Source organism: Streptomyces sp. NPDC026589 (assembly GCF_040638385.1).
In the GTDB taxonomy this organism is placed as follows: domain Bacteria; phylum Actinomycetota; class Actinomycetes; order Streptomycetales; family Streptomycetaceae; genus Streptomyces.
Genome location: NZ_JBEZYG010000027.1, coordinates 53,556 through 71,247 on the forward strand (window position 1 = coordinate 53,556; position 17,692 = coordinate 71,247).

A 17,692-nucleotide genomic window follows, 5' to 3' on the forward strand; every position below is an offset into this window, starting at 1 on the left:
CGCCCGCATCAGTTCGCGCTGAGCCGGGCGCTCAGCCACTCCAGGGCCGGCGGGATCTCCCGCCGCCAGGTCGTGAAGTTGTGCCCGCCGCTGTCGAGCACGATGGAGGACACCTTCGCGGGCGCCCTCACCTTCTCGATGAACTCCATCGTGCTCCCGAGGTTGTCCTCGCCCTCCCGGGACGTCGTCACCAGGAACGAACCGCCGGACGGCGGCCGGTTCTCCAGGGTCCACATCAGGTCGGCCCGGTCGCGCAGCTCCTGCCTCCCGTGGAACAGGTCGCCCGTCGTCGGGTCCTCGGCCGCCTTGTAGTACGCGGAGAGCCCAGCGCTCGCCGCGTACCGTTCCGGGTGGTGCAGCCCGATCTTCAGCGCGCAGTAGCCGCCGGTCGAGTTGCCGATGATGCCCCAGTTGCGGGCCTTCTCCCCGACCCGGTAGGTCCCCGAGATCGCCTCCGGGAGGTCCTTCGCGAAGAACGTCTCGGTCCGCGGGCCCCCGGGGACGTCCACGCACTCGGTGTCCCGGGGCGGCGCGACGGTCGGCCGCAGCATGACCAGGATCATCGGCCGGGCCTTCCCCGCCTTCACCCGGTCATGCGCCGTCTGCGGGTAGCGCAGCCCCTTCAGCAGGTTCTCCGCCGTGCCCGGGTAGCCGGTGAGGACCACCGCCGCCGGGAACGTCCGCCCGGCGTACGCCGCCCGGAAGTACTCCGGCGGCAGATAGACGTACGCCGGGGACTCGATGCCCGAGGTCCGCCCGGAGACGACCACCTGGTCGATCCGCCCGCCGACCGAGGGCACCCGGCCGCCCGGCACGTCCGGGTGCTGGGTGCCGATCCGCGTCATCTGCCGCGAACCGGACCCGTTCCCCGCATGATCGGTGACCACACCGAGTTCCTGCTGCCGGCCGAAGAGGTCGGCCCAGGAACCGTAGAAGAGGAAGGCGTTGTTGGCGGCGAGACCCACCGCCGCGAACAGCGTCAGCTGGGTCGCCAGCAACAGCCCGACCCGGCCCGACACCGCCGCGGCCCCGGGCCGGGCCAGCCGCGGCCAGAGCCCGACCGTGGCGGCGAACAGGGCGACGGCGACCGCCGCCACGACCGCCAGAACGGCGGAGCTGGTGAGACCCATGAGCGTGCTTTCTCCGTGATTCCTTACGCGAGCCGGATGCGGGAAATTTCCGGAATGTGGGGGAACCCGCGCTCCCCGGCCCACGTCCTAGAGGGCGCACATCGTCCGTGGGGCTCCAGTCGGCGGACTCAACGAATCTCTCGCGAAGCCACGGGAAGCGATGTCTGTCACGCTAGATGGGGATAAGTCGGTTTCGGTTCCGCAGCGCGTACGCCGGTTGCTCCGCGGACCACGCCCCGAATCCGTACCGGCGCTCGTCGGTACCGCCTGCACCGTCGTCGGGCTGATCGACGTCGCCGCCGGGGTCTTCCCCCGCTTCCGGCACAGCCGGATGCACACCCTCGCCGAGGTGCTCCCCGGGGCGCTCGGCCCGTTCGCCGCCGCGCTCTCGCTCAGCGCGGGCATGCTGCTGCTCCTGCTCGCCCACGGGCTGAAACGGCACAAGCGGCGGGCCTGGCGCGCGGCGGTGATTCTGCTGCCCGCGGGGGCCGTGGCCCAGTTCGCGTACCGCCACTCGATCGTCGGGGTGCTCGTGTCGCTGGCGCTCTGCTGGCTGCTGGTGCGCCACCGGGACCAGTTCCGGGCGCTGCCTGACCCTCGAAGCCGCTGGCGCGCGCTCGCCAACTTCGTACTGCTCGGGGCCGGCTCGCTGGGGCTCGGGCTGATCATCGTCAGCGTCCACCCCGGCCGGGTCGTAGGCGACCCGTCCATCGCCGACCGTCTCCAGCACGTGCTGTACGGCCTGTTCGGCGTCGAGGGGCCCGTCGGCTACGCCGGGCGCACCGGCTGGACCGTGGCCTACTCGCTGGGCGCGCTCGGCCTGCTCACCGCCGTCACCACCATCTACCTCGCCTTCCGCCCCGAACACCCGGCCGCCCGCCTCACCGAGGACGACGAGAGCCGGCTGCGGGCCCTCCTGGAGCGGCACGGCGGCCGGGACTCGCTCGGCCACTTCGCGCTCCGCCGCGACAAGGGCGTGGTCTTCTCCCCCAGCGGCAAGGCCGCCGTCTGCTACCGGGTCGTCTCCGGGGTGATGCTGGCCGGCGGCGACCCCATCGGTGACGTGGAGGCCTGGCCGGGCGCGATCGAACGCTTCATGGACGAGGCGCAGGCGCACTCCTGGACCCCCGCCGTGATGGGCTGCAGCGAGACCGGCGGCCAGGTCTGGACCCGCGAGACCGGCCTCACCGCCCTGGAACTGGGCGACGAGGCGGTGGTGGACGTGGCGGATTTCTCCCTCGCCGGACGGGCCATGCGGAACGTGCGCCAGATGGTCAAGCGCATCGAACGGAACGGCTACGAGACCCGGGTCCGGCGGGCACGTGACATCGGCGACACCGAGCTGGACCGGATCCGCCGCGCCGCCGCCGAGTGGCGCGGCACCGACACCGAACGCGGCTTCTCCATGGCGCTGGGCCGGATCGGCGACCCGGCCGACGGCGACTGCGTGATCGCCACGGCCCACCTGACCGGCTCCGGTACGGAGGACTCCCCGGGCGGCGACCTGAAGGCGGTCCTCCACTTCGTCCCCTGGGGGCCGGACGGCATGTCCCTGGAGCTGATGCGCCGCGACCGCTCGGCCGACCCCGGCATGAACGAGCTCCTGATCGTCGCCTCCCTCCAGGCCGCCGAGAGGCTCGGCGTCGCCCGGGTCTCGCTGAACTTCGCGATGTTCCGCTCCGCGCTGGCCCGCGGCGAGCGGCTCGGCGCGGGACCGGTGCTGCGCTGCTGGCGGGGGCTGCTGGTCTTCCTCTCCCGCTGGTTCCAGATCGAGTCGCTGTACAGGTTCAACGCCAAGTTCAAGCCCCGCTGGGAGCCCCGCTTCGTGGTCTTCCGCACCAGCCGCGACCTGCCCCGCATCGGGATCGCGGCGATGCGGGCCGAGGGCTTCGTGAACCTCTCGCTGCCGCGCCCGTTCCGCCCCCACCGTCCGCGCCCGTGCGGCCACACGCCGCGTACGCCGTCGGAGCACAAGGTGAGCGCGGCGTGAGCGCGGCGCGCGGGGCCCATGGCAGGTCCTAGTCTGGTCGTATGAGTACGACACGCACGCGGGGCACGGTCCGAGGACTGCCGGAGTGGGACCGCTGCGCGGTCATGGGCGTCGTCAACGTGACGCCCGACTCCTTCTCCGACGGCGGCCGCTGGTTCGACACCGCGGCCGCGGTCAAGCACGGTCTGCACCTGGTGTCCGAGGGCGCGGACCTGGTGGACGTGGGCGGTGAGTCGACCCGTCCCGGCGCCAGCCGGGTGGACGAGGCCGAGGAGCTGCGCCGGGTCGTGCCCGTAGTGCGGGGGCTGGCCTCCGAGGGCGTCACCGTCTCCGTGGACACCATGCGCGCCCGCGTCGCCGAGCAGGCCGTCGCCGCCGGGGCCGCCCTGGTCAACGACGTCAGCGGCGGCCTCGCCGACCCGGACATGATCCCGGCCGTCGCCGCCGCCGAGGTCCCGTTCGTCGTGATGCACTGGCGCGGCTTCAGCGAGTCGATGAACAGCCGCGCGGTGTACGAGGACGTGGTCGCCGAGGTCCTCGACGAGCTGCGGCAGCGGATGGACGCGGTGGTCGCGGGCGGCGTCGCCCCCGAGCGCGTCGTGATCGACCCCGGCCTCGGCTTCGCGAAGGACGCCGCCCACGACCTGTCGCTCGTCGCGCACCTGGCCGGCCTGCACACGCTGGGCCGCCCGCTGCTGGTGGCCGCCTCCCGCAAACGTTTCCTCGGGCACGTCCTGGCCGGGCCCGGATCGGCCCCGCCGCCCGCCCGCGAACGCGACGCGGCGACCGCGGCCGTCTCCGCGCTGTCCGCGTCGGCCGGAGCCTGGGCGGTCCGGGTCCACGAGGTACGGGCCACCGCCGACGCGGTCCGCGTCGCCCGCGCGGTCGAGGGCGCCGCGTGAACGAGGAACACGCACGGGCCGCCGCCGACATCGCGGAGGTCGAGGCCGCCAACACCGCCTTCTACGAGGCGTTGGAACGCGGCGACCACGACGAGCTCGCCGGCCGGTGGCTGCCGGGCGAGGACCTCACCGTCTCCTGCGTCCACCCCGGCTGGCCGGTACTCACGGGCCGCGGCGACGTACTGCGCAGTTACGCCCTGATCATGGCGAACACCGAGTACATCCAGTTCTTCCTCACCGACGTCAACATCGCGATGACGGAGGACACCGCCCTGGTCACCTGCACCGAGAACATCCTCAGCGGCGGCCCCGCCGAGGAGGGCAACGCGCTGGGCCCGCTCGTGGGCCAGCTGGTCGTCGCCACCAACGTGTTCCGGCGCACCGCCGACGGCTGGAAACTCTGGTCCCACCACGGATCGCCCGTCCTGACCGAATCCGATGAGGACGACGACGAGGAAACACCCTCCTGAGTGGGTACGGGACCCGTAGGGGTTGGAACCGATGACCACCGGGTAGGGGCGGCTACCAGCCCGAAGGCGCTGTCCACGGCCCCCACGGGCGAGCACTGTCGGTGCTCGCAGGTAGATTCGAAAGAAGGCACCTCGCCGCCCGCACGCGGCCGGGTGCCTCTCGACCAACGACAGCAGGAGTGATTCGCGTGGATCGTGTCGCGCTGCGCGGCCTCAAGGCCCGTGGGCACCACGGTGTCTTCCCCCGGGAACGGGAAGAGGGCCAGACCTTCATCGTCGACCTGGTGCTCGGCCTCGACACCCGCCCCGCGGCAGCCACCGACGACCTGGCCCGCACCGTGCACTACGGCGTGGTGGCCGAGGAGGTCGTCGACGTGGTGACGGGCGAACCGGTCGATCTGATCGAGACGCTCGCCGAACGCATCGCCCAGCAGTGCCTGAAGCACGAAGGCGTCCAGGAGGTCGAGGTCGTGGTGCACAAGCCGGACGCACCGATCACCGTCCCCTTCGACGACGTGACCATCACCATCATCCGGAGCCGAGCATGACTGCATTTTCCACCGAAGGGCAGAGCGACCCGACCGTACAGCCGGTTCCGACCGCCGTCGTCCAGCAGGTGGACGCCGCCGACGTCACGCTCTCCAACCCCAAGATGGCCGTGATCTCCCTCGGCTCCAACCTGGGCAACCGGCTGGAGACCCTCCAGGGGGCCGTCGACGCCCTGGAGGACACCCCGGGCCTCCGGGTCAAGGCCGTCTCCCCGGTGTACGAGACGGAGCCCTGGGGCGTTGAGGCGGATTCCCAGCCCTCGTACTTCAACGCCGTCATCCTCGTGAAGACGACGCTGCCCCCCGCCTCCCTGCTGGAGCGCGGCCAGGCTGTCGAGGAGGCCTTCGACCGGGTCCGCGAGGAGCGCTGGGGTCCGCGCACCATCGACGTCGACATCGTGGCGTACGCCGACGTCCTCTCCGACGACCCGGTGCTCACGCTCCCGCACCCGCGCGCCCACGAGCGGGCCTTCGTCCTCGCCCCCTGGCACGACATCGACCCCGAGGCCCAGCTGCCCGGCGCCGGCCCGGTGGCCCAGCTCCTCGCCGAGGTCGGCCGCGACAGCGTCCTGCCCCGCACCGACCTGGAACTGCGCCTGCCGGAGTAATGGTCAGGGTCTGTCGTTCGGATCAGCCCGGCATGATCCGAACGACAGGCCCTAAGCTCGACGGACGGTGGTCCGGCACACGGCCGGACCGGGCACAGGCGGCGCGAAGGGCGGCTCACTCGGTGAAGCAACTACGGCTCGGGGTACTGGCGGGCCTCTTCGCCGCCGCCGGTGTCCTCTCCTGGGGCGGGGCCCGCCTCTGGGACTCCCTCGGCACCCTGCCGAGCGTCCCGCTGGCCGCGTCGATCGTGCTCGCCGTGATCGCGGTGATCCTCCTCGCGACCGCCCTCTCCACCCGCACCCGCCTGCGCGCCCAGCGCGAGCGCCGCCCCGGCGCCAAGGGGGTCGAGCCGCTGTTCGCGGCCCGCGCGGTCGTCTTCGGCCAGGCAAGCGCCCTGGTCGCCGCCCTCGTCGCCGGAATGTACGGCGGCACCGGCGTCTTCCTCCTGGGCTACCTCGACATCCCACCCCGCCGCGACCAGGCCATCTACGCGGGAGCGGCGGTGGTGGCCGGCATCGCGGTCATCGCGGCCGCGCTCTTCCTGGAACGCGTCTGCCGCCTCCCGGAGGACGGCAACGACCACGACGGCACGGGCGCGGCAGCCGCGTAGACGGATACGGGCGCGGCAGCCGCGCCACGCGGCTGCCGCGCCCGCTTCTCGCGTTCGGGAGAGCGTCAGCGCGCCATGATGAGGCTCATCGCCTCGGCACGGGTCGCCGGATCCCGGAGCTGGCCGCGGACCGCGGAGGTGAGGGTCTTCGCCCCGGGCTTGCGGATACCGCGCATCGACATGCACATGTGCTCGCACTCGATGACGACGATGACTCCGCGGGGCTCCAGGATCGACATGAGCGACTCGGCGATCTGCGTCGTCAGCCGCTCCTGGACCTGCGGACGGCGGGCGTAGACGTCGACCAGCCGGGCGAGCTTCGACAGTCCGGTGATCTTGCCGGTGGAGGCGGGGATGTAGCCGACGTGCGCGACGCCCCTGAACGGCACCAGATGATGTTCGCAGGTCGAGAACACCTCGATGTCCTTGACCAGCACCATCTCGTCGTGGCCCAGATCGAACGTGGTCGTCAGGACGTCCTCGGGCTGCTGGTACAGGCCCGCGAATATTTCCTTGTACGCCCGCGCAACCCGCCCCGGCGTCTCCCGCAGGCCCTCGCGGTCCGGGTCCTCTCCGACGGCGATCAGCAGTTCGCGTACGGCCGCCTCGGCCCGCTTCTCGTCGAACTCGCCGATCGAACCCTGGCCGTCCAGCGTCACCGGGTCGGTCATCTGTGCCTCGTTCCTCTGTGCTGTCCCGTGCGCGGGTTCGCGCTCAGACCTCGCAGGCATACGAAAAGCCGCGCCCCCACAGGCTAAAACCTGGGGGGCGCGGCATCCATTCCGGGACCGGGTCGGCCCCCGTGACGGGGGTCTCACCGGAGTCGGAGTGTCACTGGCTCTCGGGACGCTCCTCGGGGATCGCCTCGGTGGACGGGGCGACGTCCTTCGTCAGGTCCTTCGGGGCGATCTCCGGCGGGGTGGCCGAACCGTTGGCGACCGATGCGCCGTTGGTGAGGGCCAGCTCCTTGGGAGAGAGCACCGGGGGCCGCGTCGACGGGGTGCGCCGGACGGATCCGGTCCATGCCGGTCGGGCGGGACGCCGGACGAGCGGGGCGAAGATCTCCGCGATCTCGTCCTTGCCCAGCGTCTCCTTCTCCAGCAGTTCGAGCACCAGGGCGTCGAGGATGTCGCGATTCTCGACGAGGATCTCCCACGCGTCGTTGTGGGCGGTCTCGATGAGCTTCTTGACCTCCTCGTCGACCAGTGCCGCGACCTCTTCCGAGTAGTCGCGCTGGTGGCCCATCTCACGGCCCAGGAAGGGCTCCGAGTTGTCGCCGCCGAACTTGATCGCGCCGAGACGCTCCGTCATGCCGTACTGCGTGACCATCGCGCGGGCCGTCGCCGTGGCCTTCTCGATGTCGTTCGCGGCGCCGGTGGTCGGGTCGTGGAAGACCAGCTCCTCGGCCGCACGTCCGCCCAGCATGTACGCCAGCTGGTCGAGCATCTCGTTGCGGGTCGTGGAGTACTTGTCCTCCTCCGGGAGCACCATCGTGTAACCGAGGGCGCGACCGCGGGAGAGGATCGTGATCTTGTGGACCGGGTCCGACTGGGGGGAGGCCGCCGCGACCAGGGCGTGTCCGCCCTCGTGGTACGCGGTGATCTTCTTTTCCTTCTCGGACATGATCCGGGTCCGCTTCTGCGGACCCGCCACGACGCGGTCGATGGCCTCGTCGAGGCTCTCGTTGTCGATGAGCTTCTTGTTGCCGCGCGCCGTCAGGAGCGCGGCCTCGTTGAGCACGTTCGACAGGTCGGCGCCGGTGAAGCCGGGCGTGCGTCGGGCGACGGCGCCGAGGTCGACGCCCTCCGCCACGGGCTTGCCCTTCTGGTGCACCTTGAGGATCTCCAGGCGGCCCTGCATGTCCGGGCGGTCGACCGCGATCTGCCGGTCGAAGCGTCCGGGGCGCAGCAGCGCCGGGTCGAGGATGTCCGGGCGGTTCGTGGCGGCGATCAGGATGACGCCGCCCTTCACGTCGAACCCGTCCATCTCGACGAGCAGCTGGTTGAGCGTCTGCTCGCGCTCGTCGTGACCGCCGCCCATGCCGGCGCCGCGGTGGCGGCCCACTGCGTCGATCTCGTCGACGAAGACGATCGCCGGGGCGTTCGCCTTGGCCTGCTCGAAGAGGTCACGCACCCGGGAGGCGCCGACACCGACGAACATCTCGACGAAGTCGGACCCGGAGATCGAGTAGAACGGCACGCCCGCTTCGCCGGCGACGGCGCGTGCGAGCAGCGTCTTGCCCGTACCGGGCGGCCCGTAGAGCAGGACGCCCTTGGGGATCTTGGCGCCGACGGCCTGGAACTTCGCCGGCTCCTGGAGGAACTCCTTGATCTCGTGGAGTTCCTCGACCGCCTCGTCGGATCCCGCCACGTCGGAGAAGGTCGTCTTGGGGGTGTCCTTGGTGATCAGCTTGGCCTTGGACTTGCCGAACTGCATGACCTTGGATCCGCCGCCCTGCATCTGATTCATCAGAAACAGGAAGACGACCACGATGAGGACGAAGGGCAGCAGCGAGAGGAGAATCGAGACGAACGGGGACTGCTTCGACGGCGAGACGGTGTAACCCTTCTCGATGTCACCGTCCTCGAACTTCTGCTGCAGCGTGTCGGCGAGCTCGACGCCCTGGTTGCCGATGTAGCTCGCCTGGAACTTGCTGCCGGACTCGCCTTCGAGCTTCTGGCCCTTCTTCAGCTCGATCTTGAGGATTTGTTCGTCACCGGTGGTCAGCTTGGCCTGCTCCACCTGGTTCTTGCTGATCGCCTGGATCACCTTGCCGGTGTCCACCGTCTTGTGGCCGCCGGACGAGCCGACGACCTGCATCAGCACGACCACGGCGAGGACGGCCAGCACGATCCACATGACGGGCCCACGGAAGTATCGCTTCACGTCCATCCATACGGAGCGAAGATGCCCCGTCCCTCCTGCCCGTAGGTAAATGCTGCTGTTGGAAAAGACTGTTCTTCGGACGGTACCCCAGCATCGTCACCAGCGACTGCCGGGTACGACGGAGAAACCTGCTTTCGCAGCTTCAACGGCCCGAGGGCGGCGAGGGTTCCCCGGCAGGTCGCCGGGGTCAGCCGCCGTAGACGTGCGGGGCGAGCGTGCCGACGAAGGGCAGGTTGCGGTACTTCTCCGCGTAGTCCAGCCCGTAGCCGACGACGAACTCGTTGGGGATGTCGAAACCGATCCACTTCACATCGATCGCGACCTTTGCGGCATCCGGCTTGCGCAGCAGGGTGCAGACCTCCAGCGAGGCCGGTTCCCGGGAGCCCAGGTTGGAGAGCAGCCAGGACAGCGTCAGACCGGAGTCGATGATGTCCTCGACGATCAGGACGTGCTTGCCCTTGATGTCGGTGTCGAGGTCCTTGAGGATCCGGACGACGCCGGAGGACTGGGTGCCGGCCCCGTACGAGGAGACGGCCATCCAGTCCATCGTGACGGGGGTGGACAGCGCGCGCGCCAGGTCCGCCATGACCATCACCGCGCCCTTGAGGACGCCGACGATCAGCAGGTCCTTGCCCGCGTACTCCGCGTCGATCTCCGCGGCCAGCTCGACGAGCTTCGCGTCGATCTCTTCCTTGGTGAGGAGCACCGACTGAAGGTCGGTACCCATGTCCTTCTCGTTCACCCACGTCTCTTTCTCTGCCTGCCGGCCCGGGAAAGCGCCCGGGCCGGGCCGGCTGTTCGCCTGCACTTCAGCCGCTCGCGCGTCAGCTCTGCCGAATGACCAGTCTGCCACCCTGCCGCATCGCCTCGACGCGGCCGGGCAGGTTGATGGCCCGCTGACCGCGCCAGCCGGTGATCAGGCGGTCGACTTCTTCGAGGTGCCGGGCGAAGAGGGAGCCGGCGGGCGCCCCGGCCTCGATCAGTGCGCGGCGCAGCACCCGGCGGCGTACCGCGGGCGGCAGGACGTAGAGCTTGGCGCACTCCAGGCGGCCGGTCTCGTCGCGTACGGACAGCTCGGCCTCGGCGGCCCAGGTGTCCAGGGCGTCGGCGTCGTCGCGTGAGAGCTGGGCGGTGCGGGCGAGGGCCTCGACGACGCCTTTGCCGAGCGCCTTCTCCAGCGCGGGCAGGCCTTCGTGGCGGAGCCGGGAGCGGGTGTAGGCGGGGTCGATGTTGTGCGGGTCGTCCCAGACGGGCAGGGACTGGACCAGGCATGCCTTGCGGACGGCCTGCCGGTCGAGCTGGAGGAAGGGGCGGCGGTAGCGGCCGGCCGGCCCGGAGGCGGCGGCCATGCCGGAGAGCGAGCGGATGCCGGAGCCGCGGGCGAGGCCGAGGAGGACCGTCTCGGCCTGGTCGTCGCGGGTGTGGCCGAGCAGGACGGCGGCGGCGCCGTGGCGCTCGGCGGCGGCGTCCAGCGCGGCGTAGCGGGCGTCGCGGGCGGCGGCCTCGGGGCCGCCCTCGCGTCCGACGTGCACGGCGACGGCCTCGACGGGGTCGAGGTCCATGGCGGTGAGCCGGGTGACGACCTCGGCGGCGCGGAGGCCGGACCCCGACTGGAGGTTGTGGTCGACGGTGATGCCGCCGGCCCGGACGGAGAGTTTGCGGGCCTCGAACGCGAGGGCGGAGGCGAGCGCCATGGAGTCGGCGCCGCCGGAGCAGGCGACGAGGACGAGCGGGGTGTCGGGCCGGTCGGGGAGAGCGGTCCTGCCCGCGGCGCCGGCTTCGGCATAGCGGGTGCGGGAGCGGGCGGCGTGCGCGGGGCGCCTCGCCGCGTCGGCGGGCCGGTCGTGGTCGGCGCGCCGGTGGAATTCGGTGAGGACGTCGTGGAGTACGCGGCGGACCGCCAGGCGTATCGCCGCGACCGCAGGATGGGGACCCATGTCCGGTGCCCTTCGTGGAGTTCTGGAGGAGCGTCGAGCGCCGGAACGCGTCAGTCCCGTCACTCAGAGTGCGTCGATGGTGACAGAGGCAAGCTGTTCATCGAGCATTGCACGCCTTCCCATGCCTCTACGGTCCCTCGGATGGGTGATTGGCGGGCCAATATGGCTCCCCGGGCCGTCCGATGGTCAGGATTCGGCCTTACGGTGCACCCGCGCGACCCAGTCGGCGGGCTTGGCGATCTCGGCCTTGGTCGGGAGGGTGTTCGGTGAGGTCCAGACGCGGTTGAAGCCGTCCATGCCGACCTCTTCGACGACCGATCGTACGAACTTCTCGCCGTCCTTGTACTGCCGGAGCTTGGCGTCGAGGCCGAGGAGCTTGCGCAGGGCCTGGTCGAGACGGCCGGCGCCCTGGGCCCGGCGCTGCTGGAACTTCTCCCGGATCTCGGAGACGGAGCCGACGACGTCGGGGCCCACACCGTCCATCACGTAGTCCGCGTGCCCTTCGAGGAGGGACATGACGGCGGTGAGGCGGCCGAGCACTTCGCGCTGGGCGGGGGTCTGGACGATGTCGACGAGGCTCCGGCTGTCGCTCTCGCCCTGTTCGCCCTCGGGGCGGCCGGCGCCGGAGAGGGACTGGGCGGCCTCGCGGAGGCGTTCCAGGAAGGTCATCGGGTCGACGTCGGTCTCATCGAGGAACGTCTGGATCTCGCCCCGGAGGTGGTCGCGGAGCCAGGGCACGCCGGTGAACTGGGTGCGGTGGGTCTCCTCGTGGAGGGCGACCCAGAGCCGGAAGTCGTGCGGGTCGACGTCCAGCTCGCGTTCGACGTGGACGATGTTGGGGGCGACGAGGAGCAGCCGGCCGCCGCCGTCGGCGGAGGCGGGGAGGTCCCTGGTGGCCGGGGCGAACGTCTCGTACTGGCCGAGGACCCGGGAGGCGAGGAACGAGAGCAGCATGCCCAGTTCGACGCCGGTGACCTTGCCGCCGACCATGCCGACGACGGCCCCGCCGGGTCCGCCGGAGCGGCGGCTCTCCATCTTGGCGAGCAGGGGGCGCAGCAGTTCGCGGAAGCCGGCGACGTTGGCCTTGATCCAGCCGGCCCGGTCGACGACGAGGACGGGGGTGTCCTCGGGTTCGGTCCCCTCGGGGATCATCCGGGTGAAGAGCCGGACGTGTTCCTCCGAGGCCTTGGCATGCCGCCGCAGCTCCGCGACGACGGCGCGGGCCTCCTCGCGGCTGATGTCGGGGCCGGGCCGGACCAGTCGGGTCGCGGTCGCCACCGCGAGATTCCAGTCGACCATCTGGGCACCACCGATGCTCGTCATGCGTCAACCGTACGTGAGCCCGTCGCCCGGTGGTGGGGTCTTGCACCGCTCTTCGGGTGCTGGGCGGTGATCAGCGGGCCGGGCGGGCGAGTGCGGTGGCCAGGGCGTCGAGGGCTGGTTCGGCCTCGGTCGCGGAGCGGCTGCCGGAGGCGAGGAAGGCGAAGGCCAGCAGGCGGCCCCGGGGGTCGACGACGGTCCCGGCGAGGGAGTTGACGCGGCTGAGGGTGCCGGTCTTGGCGCGGATCAGGCCGGTGCCCTCGGAGCCGTCCCCGTAGCGGCCGCCGAGGGTGCCGCTGAATCCGGCGATCGGGAGGCCGGTGAGGACCGGGCGCAGTCCGGGGCGGCCGGGGTCGGCGGCGCGGGCGAGGAGGGCGGTGAGGAGCGCGGGGGTGACCCGGCCCTCTCGGTCGAGGCCGCTGCCGTCGGCGAGGTGGGCCCCGGTCACCGGGACTCCCAGCTTCTTCAGTTCGTTGGTGACGGCGCGGCGGGCTCCGGCGAAGTCGGCGCTCTCGCCCTTGGCGATGGCGGTCTGCCGGGCGAGTGCCTCGGCGATGTCGTTGTCGCTGTTGGTGAGGGTGCGCTCGACGAGGGCGGCGAGCGGGGCCGAGTGGTGGGTGGCGACGGTGCGGGCCCCGTCGGCCGGGCGGGCCTCACGGGGGGTGCCGGTGACCTCGACGCCGGCCTTCTTCAGCTGTGCGGCGAAGGCGCGGGCGGCGTCGCCGGCGGGGTCGTCGGTGCGCTTGGCGGGGCCGCGGTCCGTGTCGTTCAGGCGGCCCTCGTTGACCATGAGGGCGGTGACGGGGGCGATGTTCACGTTGGGGCTGATGGGGTGGAGCACGGGGCCGGTGTAGCGGGAGACGTCGTACGTGAGGCGTACCGGGCCTGCTGGGTCCTCGCCGTCGTCCCCGCCGTCCCCGGCGTCCTCGCGCAGGGCCTTCGCGGCGTCGGCGGCCATCGAGCGCAGGGCCGCCCTGCTCAGCGTGGGGTCGCCGCCGCCGACGAGGGTGAGGGTGCGGGCGTCGGGGGAGAGCGCGGCGGTGGTGGCGATGCGGTGGTCGGGGCCCAGGACGGAGAGCGCGGCGGCGGTGGTGGCGATCTTGACGGTGGAGGCCGGGGTCATCGGGGCGGTGGCGCGGGTTCCATACAGCTGCTTGCCGGTGGCGGTGTCGATGACGGACGCGGCGACCCTGTCGCCGAGTCCGGGCGCGCCGATGAGCGGGGCGAGGGTGTCGCGGAGCGCGGCGGCGTCCCTCGGGGCGTCGTGGGTGGTGGTGCCGAGGGCCGGGAGGACGGCCGGGGCGCTGGGGGCCGGTCGGGGGCCGTCGGGTGTCGGGCGACCGTGATGTGCGCCACCTGTTCGGTCCGCGGTGACTGCCAGTGCCCGCTCGGCCTTACGCTGACCGTTGTCCCAGGGGCCGGCGGCGAGGACGGCGCCGGCAGCGACGACCAGGCCGAGCGTTGCGGAGCCTGCGATGACCTGCCAGGTGTACGACCCGTTGTGTCTGTTCTTCAGGACCCTCAGCCCGCCCCACGGGTCCGACGGGCGCATTGACGGTCTTTCCACCGGCTCGGCCACCGTTGACCAGCCCCTTTCGCGAGCACTCTTCTGCGTGGGGGACACTTAATCACCAGTCGTATGTGTTGATCATGGAGGAGCCACCCGTGGAGTTCGACGTCACCATCGAGATCCCGAAGGGTTCGCGGAACAAGTACGAGGTGGACCACGAGACCGGTCGGATCCGCCTGGACCGTCGACTCTTCACCTCGACCAGCTACCCGGCCGACTACGGCTTCGTCGAGAACACCCTCGGCGAGGACGGCGACCCGCTGGACGCGCTGGTCATTCTGGACGAGCCGACCTTCCCCGGTTGCCTCATCAAGTGCCGCGCCATCGGTATGTTCCGGATGACCGACGAGGCGGGCGGCGACGACAAGCTGCTCTGCGTCCCGGCGTCCGACCCGCGGGTGGAGCACCTGCGCGACATCCACCACGTGTCGGAGTTCGACCGCCTGGAGATCCAGCACTTCTTCGAGGTCTACAAGGACCTGGAGCCGGGCAAGTCCGTCGAGGGCGCCGACTGGGTCGGCCGTACCGAGGCGGAGGCCGAGATCGAGGCCTCGTACAAGCGTCTTGAGGCGCAGGGCGGCGCGCACTGACGTCCCTCTTCCGGTTCCGTTTGTGAGCCGGACGGCCGTCTCGGCACGGGCGGCACACCTTCACGGGTGTGCCGCCCGTTTCGCTGTCCGCACTTCCGCGCGTGCGGGGCCCATGCCCGTGGCCATACTGGGCAGACGTGCGACGGGACAGACACCCAGGGTTGTGCGGTCGAGGAGGAGCGAGGTCGAGTGGTGGCGGAATCGGGCGGTCCCGAGGACCAGAAGCCCCAGTCCGACGAGGCGCGGAGCGCTTTCGCCCCGCCCGCGGGGACGAGTCATCCGGCGTCGCCGCCCGAGGAGGACCATCCGACGTCGGAGTTCGCGCTGCCGACCGGTGTGCACCAGGAGCAGGCCGGTCCGGCGGGTTCGGGCGGCGGCTCCGGGGGCGGTTCGAACTCCGACACGCTGAGTTCCGCTTTCACCCCGCCGGCCACGTACAGGGCCCAGCAGTCGCCGCCCGCGTTCACCCCGGCGCAGGGCATTCCGATGGTCAGGCTGACCAAGGAGGCGCCCTGGCAGGACCGGATGCGCACGATGCTGCGGATGCCGGTGACCGAGCGTCCGGCCACCGAGGCGATCCAGCGCACCGACGACGAGACGGGTCCCGCCGTGCCGCGCGTGCTCGACCTGACGCTGCGTATCGGGGAGCTGCTGCTGGCGGGCGGCGAGGGCGCCGAGGACGTCGAGGCGGCGATGTTCGCGGTGACCCGGTCCTACGGTCTCGACCGCAGTGAGCCGACGGTCACGTTCACGCTGCTGTCCATCTCGCACCAGCCGTCGCTGGTCGACGACCCGGTGACGGCGAGCCGTACGGTACGCCGCCGGGGCACCGACTACACCCGTCTGGCGGCCGTGTTCCGGCTGGTCGACGACATCACCAGCACGGACACCGAGATCTCGCTGGAGGAGGCCTACCGGCGGCTCGCGGAGATCCGCCGCAACCGCCACCCGTATCCGGGCTGGGTGCTGACGGCCGCCGCCGGGCTGCTGGCCGGTTCGGCCTCCGTGCTGGTCGGCGGCGGGTTCCTGGTCTTCGTCGTGGCGGCGGCGGGCGCGATGCTCGGCGACCGTCTCGCGTGGCTGTGCGCCGGGCGCGGGCTGCCGGAGTTCTACCAGTTCACGGTGGCCGCGATGCCGCCCGCCGCGATGGGGGTGGCGCTGACGCTGACCCATTCGACGGACATCCGGCCGTCCGCGGTGATCACCGGTGGGCTGTTCGCGCTGCTGCCGGGGCGGGCGCTGGTGGCAGGGGTGCAGGACGGGCTGACCGGTTACTACATCACCGCGTCGGCCCGGCTGCTCGAAGTCATGTACTTCTTCATCGGGATCGTCGCGGGTGTGTTGATCGTCCTGTATCTGGGGCTCCAGCTGGGGGCCCAGCTCAATCCGGAGGCGCGGTTCACGCCGTACAACGAACCGGTGATCCAGATCCTGGCGTCGATGGCGCTGAGCCTGGCCTTCGCGGTGCTGCTCCAGCAGGAGCGCTCCACCGTGCTGGCGGTCACCCTGAACGGCGGAGTGGCCTGGCTCATCTTCGGGGCGCTGGCCCGGACCGGGGGCATCTCGCCGGTCGCGGCGACGGCGGTGGCGGCCGGTCTGGTGGGACTGTTCGGCCAGTTGTTCTCGCGCTACCGGTTCCATTCCTCGCTGCCGTACATCACGGCGGCCATCGGGCCGCTGCTGCCCGGTTCGGCGACGTACTTCGGTCTGCTGGGCGTGGCGCAGAACGAGCTGGACACGGGGCTGGCCTCGCTGTCGACGGCGGTCGCGACGGCCCTGGCCATCGCGATCGGGGTGAACCTGGGGAGTGAGATCTCGCGGCTGTTCATGGGGGCGCCGGGGGCGGTCGGCGGGGCGAGCCGCCGGGCGGCGAAGCGGACCCGGGGGTTCTGAGCGCGCGTACGCGCCGGGCCCGTGCCGCCCCCGAGCGATCGCGCTGCCCGTACCTCGTGCCCGTGTCCGTGTCCGTACGACGCCTCGCGCCCGTGCCCGTGTCCGTACGACGAAGGCGCCCCTCCCCGGATCTGCGGGGAGGGGCGCCTTCGGTGCGTGCGTACGCGGCGTGAGGTCAGCGCTTGGCGTGCCGGCCGCGCTGGCCGGTCGAGGGGCCGTTGCCGCCCGCCGGGGGGAGACCGGAGCCACCGCCCTCCCGTGCCTCGGCCGCGGCGGCCTTCTTGCCCTGGCTGCGGGCGCGCAGCACCTCGACCACGATCGGCACCACGGAGATGAGCACGATCAGGATGAGGATCATCTCGATGTGCTCGTGCACGAAGTCGATCTTGCCGAGCATCGCGCCGAGCACGGTGACGCCGACGCCCCAGAGGATCGCGCCGACGATGTTGTACGTGATGAAGGAGCGGTAGTTCATCCGGCTGACGCCCGCGATGATCGGCGTGAAGGTGCGCACGATGGGCACGAAGCGCGCCAGGACCAGGGACTTCGGGCCGTGCTTCTCGAAGAACTCGTGGGCCTTCTCCACGTTCTCCTGCTTGAAGAGGCGGGAGTCGGGGCGCTTGAAGAGGGCCGGGCCGACCTTGCGGCCGAAGAGATAGCCCACCTGGTCGCCGACGATCGCGGCGACGGCGACCAGCGTGCAGACGAGCCAGAGCGGGTACTTCAGCTGGCCCGTGGTCACCAGCAGCCCCGTGGTGAACAGCAGCGAGTCGCCGGGCAGGAAGAACCCGATCAGGAGGCCGGACTCGGCGAAGACGATGAGGAGCAGGCCGGGGAGCCCGAACGTGTTGAGCAGATAGTCCGGGTCCAGCCAGCTCGGTCCGAGCGCAAGCGTATTCAAGGGTCCGGGCTCCAGGATGGTGTGCGATGGCGGCTCTGTGGCTGCCCCAAGCTATCAACGCCCGGCCGGCGCCCTTGGTTCCAGTGGCGCACAGCGGGAGTGCGCATCGTACGGAGCGGTCCGAAGCCGCTCACAGGAGGTGCCACAAACATGGGCATTGAGGATTTCGGCGGCGGTCGGGCCGCCCGGGCGGACGTGCTGGTCGTCACCACGAACGACGTACCCGGCCATCAGGTGACCCAGGTCATCGGCGAGGTCTTCGGACTGACCGGGCGAGACGCGGGACCGCTGGGGCCACCATTGAGGCGTTTTGTCTGGTTCGCCCCTCTAGGGTGA

At 71.3% G+C, this 17,692-nt stretch carries 17 protein-coding genes; 9 read left to right on the forward strand and 8 right to left on the reverse strand.

What is annotated here, in order from left to right:
* Nucleotides 1-8: 8 nt before the first annotated feature.
* Complete coding sequence (locus AB0F29_RS34145; RefSeq protein ID WP_361880553.1) at nucleotides 9-1,130, reverse strand: alpha/beta hydrolase-fold protein; 1,122 nt, start codon at nucleotides 1,128-1,130, stop codon at nucleotides 9-11.
* Nucleotides 1,131-1,290: 160 nt separating this feature from the next.
* On the opposite strand from AB0F29_RS34145, the gene AB0F29_RS34150 reads away from it, so the two are divergent.
* From AB0F29_RS34150 to AB0F29_RS34175, 6 genes are all read left to right on the forward strand, one after another.
* Nucleotides 1,291-3,120 (forward strand): phosphatidylglycerol lysyltransferase domain-containing protein, encoded by a 1,830-nt coding sequence (locus AB0F29_RS34150; RefSeq protein WP_361880556.1) that lies wholly within the window; start codon nucleotides 1,291-1,293, stop codon nucleotides 3,118-3,120.
* Between the two features lie 104 nt (nucleotides 3,121-3,224).
* Nucleotides 3,225-4,022: a dihydropteroate synthase gene (gene folP, locus AB0F29_RS34155; RefSeq protein WP_361880746.1), complete on the forward strand. Its 798-nt coding sequence runs from the start codon at nucleotides 3,225-3,227 to the stop codon at nucleotides 4,020-4,022.
* Nucleotides 4,019-4,492 carry a nuclear transport factor 2 family protein gene (locus AB0F29_RS34160; protein ID WP_361880560.1) on the forward strand — a complete coding sequence of 158 codons (474 nt, stop codon included), beginning with the start codon at nucleotides 4,019-4,021 and terminating at the stop codon, nucleotides 4,490-4,492. Before folP ends, AB0F29_RS34160 begins: the two co-directional genes overlap by 4 nt.
* A gap of 188 nt (nucleotides 4,493-4,680) precedes the next feature.
* Nucleotides 4,681-5,040: a dihydroneopterin aldolase gene (folB, locus tag AB0F29_RS34165; RefSeq protein ID WP_018959729.1), complete on the forward strand. Its 360-nt coding sequence runs from the start codon at nucleotides 4,681-4,683 to the stop codon at nucleotides 5,038-5,040.
* Nucleotides 5,037-5,648, forward strand: a complete 612-nt coding sequence (folK, locus tag AB0F29_RS34170; RefSeq protein ID WP_361880564.1) for a 2-amino-4-hydroxy-6-hydroxymethyldihydropteridine diphosphokinase — start codon at nucleotides 5,037-5,039, stop codon at nucleotides 5,646-5,648. The genes folB and folK overlap by 4 nt, the downstream gene beginning before the upstream one ends.
* A gap of 122 nt (nucleotides 5,649-5,770) precedes the next feature.
* On the forward strand, nucleotides 5,771-6,259 hold the full coding sequence (locus AB0F29_RS34175; RefSeq protein ID WP_018959731.1) for a DUF3180 domain-containing protein: 489 nt from the start codon (nucleotides 5,771-5,773) through the stop codon (nucleotides 6,257-6,259).
* A gap of 65 nt (nucleotides 6,260-6,324) precedes the next feature.
* Here the strand turns inward: AB0F29_RS34175 and folE are convergent, their stop codons facing one another.
* The 6 genes from folE to dacB all read right to left on the reverse strand — a co-directional run bounded on the left by folE (nucleotide 6,325) and on the right by dacB (nucleotide 13,954).
* Entirely contained in the window at nucleotides 6,325-6,930 is a 606-nt protein-coding gene (gene folE / locus AB0F29_RS34180; RefSeq protein ID WP_018959732.1) for a GTP cyclohydrolase I FolE, read from the reverse strand.
* A 160-nt stretch (nucleotides 6,931-7,090) separates the two neighbouring features.
* Nucleotides 7,091-9,151 (reverse strand): ATP-dependent zinc metalloprotease FtsH, encoded by a 2,061-nt coding sequence (gene ftsH, locus AB0F29_RS34185; protein WP_361880567.1) that lies wholly within the window; start codon nucleotides 9,149-9,151, stop codon nucleotides 7,091-7,093.
* Nucleotides 9,152-9,332: 181 nt separating this feature from the next.
* Nucleotides 9,333-9,872: a hypoxanthine phosphoribosyltransferase gene (gene hpt, locus AB0F29_RS34190; RefSeq protein ID WP_032752963.1), complete on the reverse strand. Its 540-nt coding sequence runs from the start codon at nucleotides 9,870-9,872 to the stop codon at nucleotides 9,333-9,335.
* Nucleotides 9,873-9,969: 97 nt separating this feature from the next.
* Nucleotides 9,970-11,082 (reverse strand): tRNA lysidine(34) synthetase TilS, encoded by a 1,113-nt coding sequence (gene tilS, locus AB0F29_RS34195; protein WP_361880570.1) that lies wholly within the window; start codon nucleotides 11,080-11,082, stop codon nucleotides 9,970-9,972.
* Nucleotides 11,083-11,268: 186 nt separating this feature from the next.
* Nucleotides 11,269-12,405 carry a zinc-dependent metalloprotease gene (locus AB0F29_RS34200; protein ID WP_361880573.1) on the reverse strand — a complete coding sequence of 379 codons (1,137 nt, stop codon included), beginning with the start codon at nucleotides 12,403-12,405 and terminating at the stop codon, nucleotides 11,269-11,271.
* A 70-nt stretch (nucleotides 12,406-12,475) separates the two neighbouring features.
* On the reverse strand, nucleotides 12,476-13,954 hold the full coding sequence (gene dacB / locus AB0F29_RS34205; protein WP_361880576.1) for a D-alanyl-D-alanine carboxypeptidase/D-alanyl-D-alanine-endopeptidase: 1,479 nt from the start codon (nucleotides 13,952-13,954) through the stop codon (nucleotides 12,476-12,478).
* Nucleotides 13,955-14,067: 113 nt separating this feature from the next.
* On the opposite strand from dacB, the gene AB0F29_RS34210 reads away from it, so the two are divergent.
* Both AB0F29_RS34210 and AB0F29_RS34215 read left to right on the forward strand, forming a co-directional pair.
* Nucleotides 14,068-14,562: an inorganic diphosphatase gene (locus tag AB0F29_RS34210; protein ID WP_018959738.1), complete on the forward strand. Its 495-nt coding sequence runs from the start codon at nucleotides 14,068-14,070 to the stop codon at nucleotides 14,560-14,562.
* Between the two features lie 189 nt (nucleotides 14,563-14,751).
* Nucleotides 14,752-16,455: a threonine/serine exporter family protein gene (locus tag AB0F29_RS34215; protein ID WP_361880579.1), complete on the forward strand. Its 1,704-nt coding sequence runs from the start codon at nucleotides 14,752-14,754 to the stop codon at nucleotides 16,453-16,455.
* A gap of 175 nt (nucleotides 16,456-16,630) precedes the next feature.
* Here the strand turns inward: AB0F29_RS34215 and AB0F29_RS34220 are convergent, their stop codons facing one another.
* Nucleotides 16,631-17,356, reverse strand: coding sequence for a VTT domain-containing protein (locus AB0F29_RS34220; RefSeq protein ID WP_361880582.1), 726 nt, complete (start codon nucleotides 17,354-17,356; stop codon nucleotides 16,631-16,633).
* 150 nt (nucleotides 17,357-17,506) lie between these two features.
* Here AB0F29_RS34220 and AB0F29_RS34225 point away from each other — a divergent pair, with 150 nt between their 5' ends.
* Nucleotides 17,507-17,692 (forward strand): hypothetical protein, encoded by a 186-nt coding sequence (locus AB0F29_RS34225; protein ID WP_361880750.1) that lies wholly within the window; start codon nucleotides 17,507-17,509, stop codon nucleotides 17,690-17,692.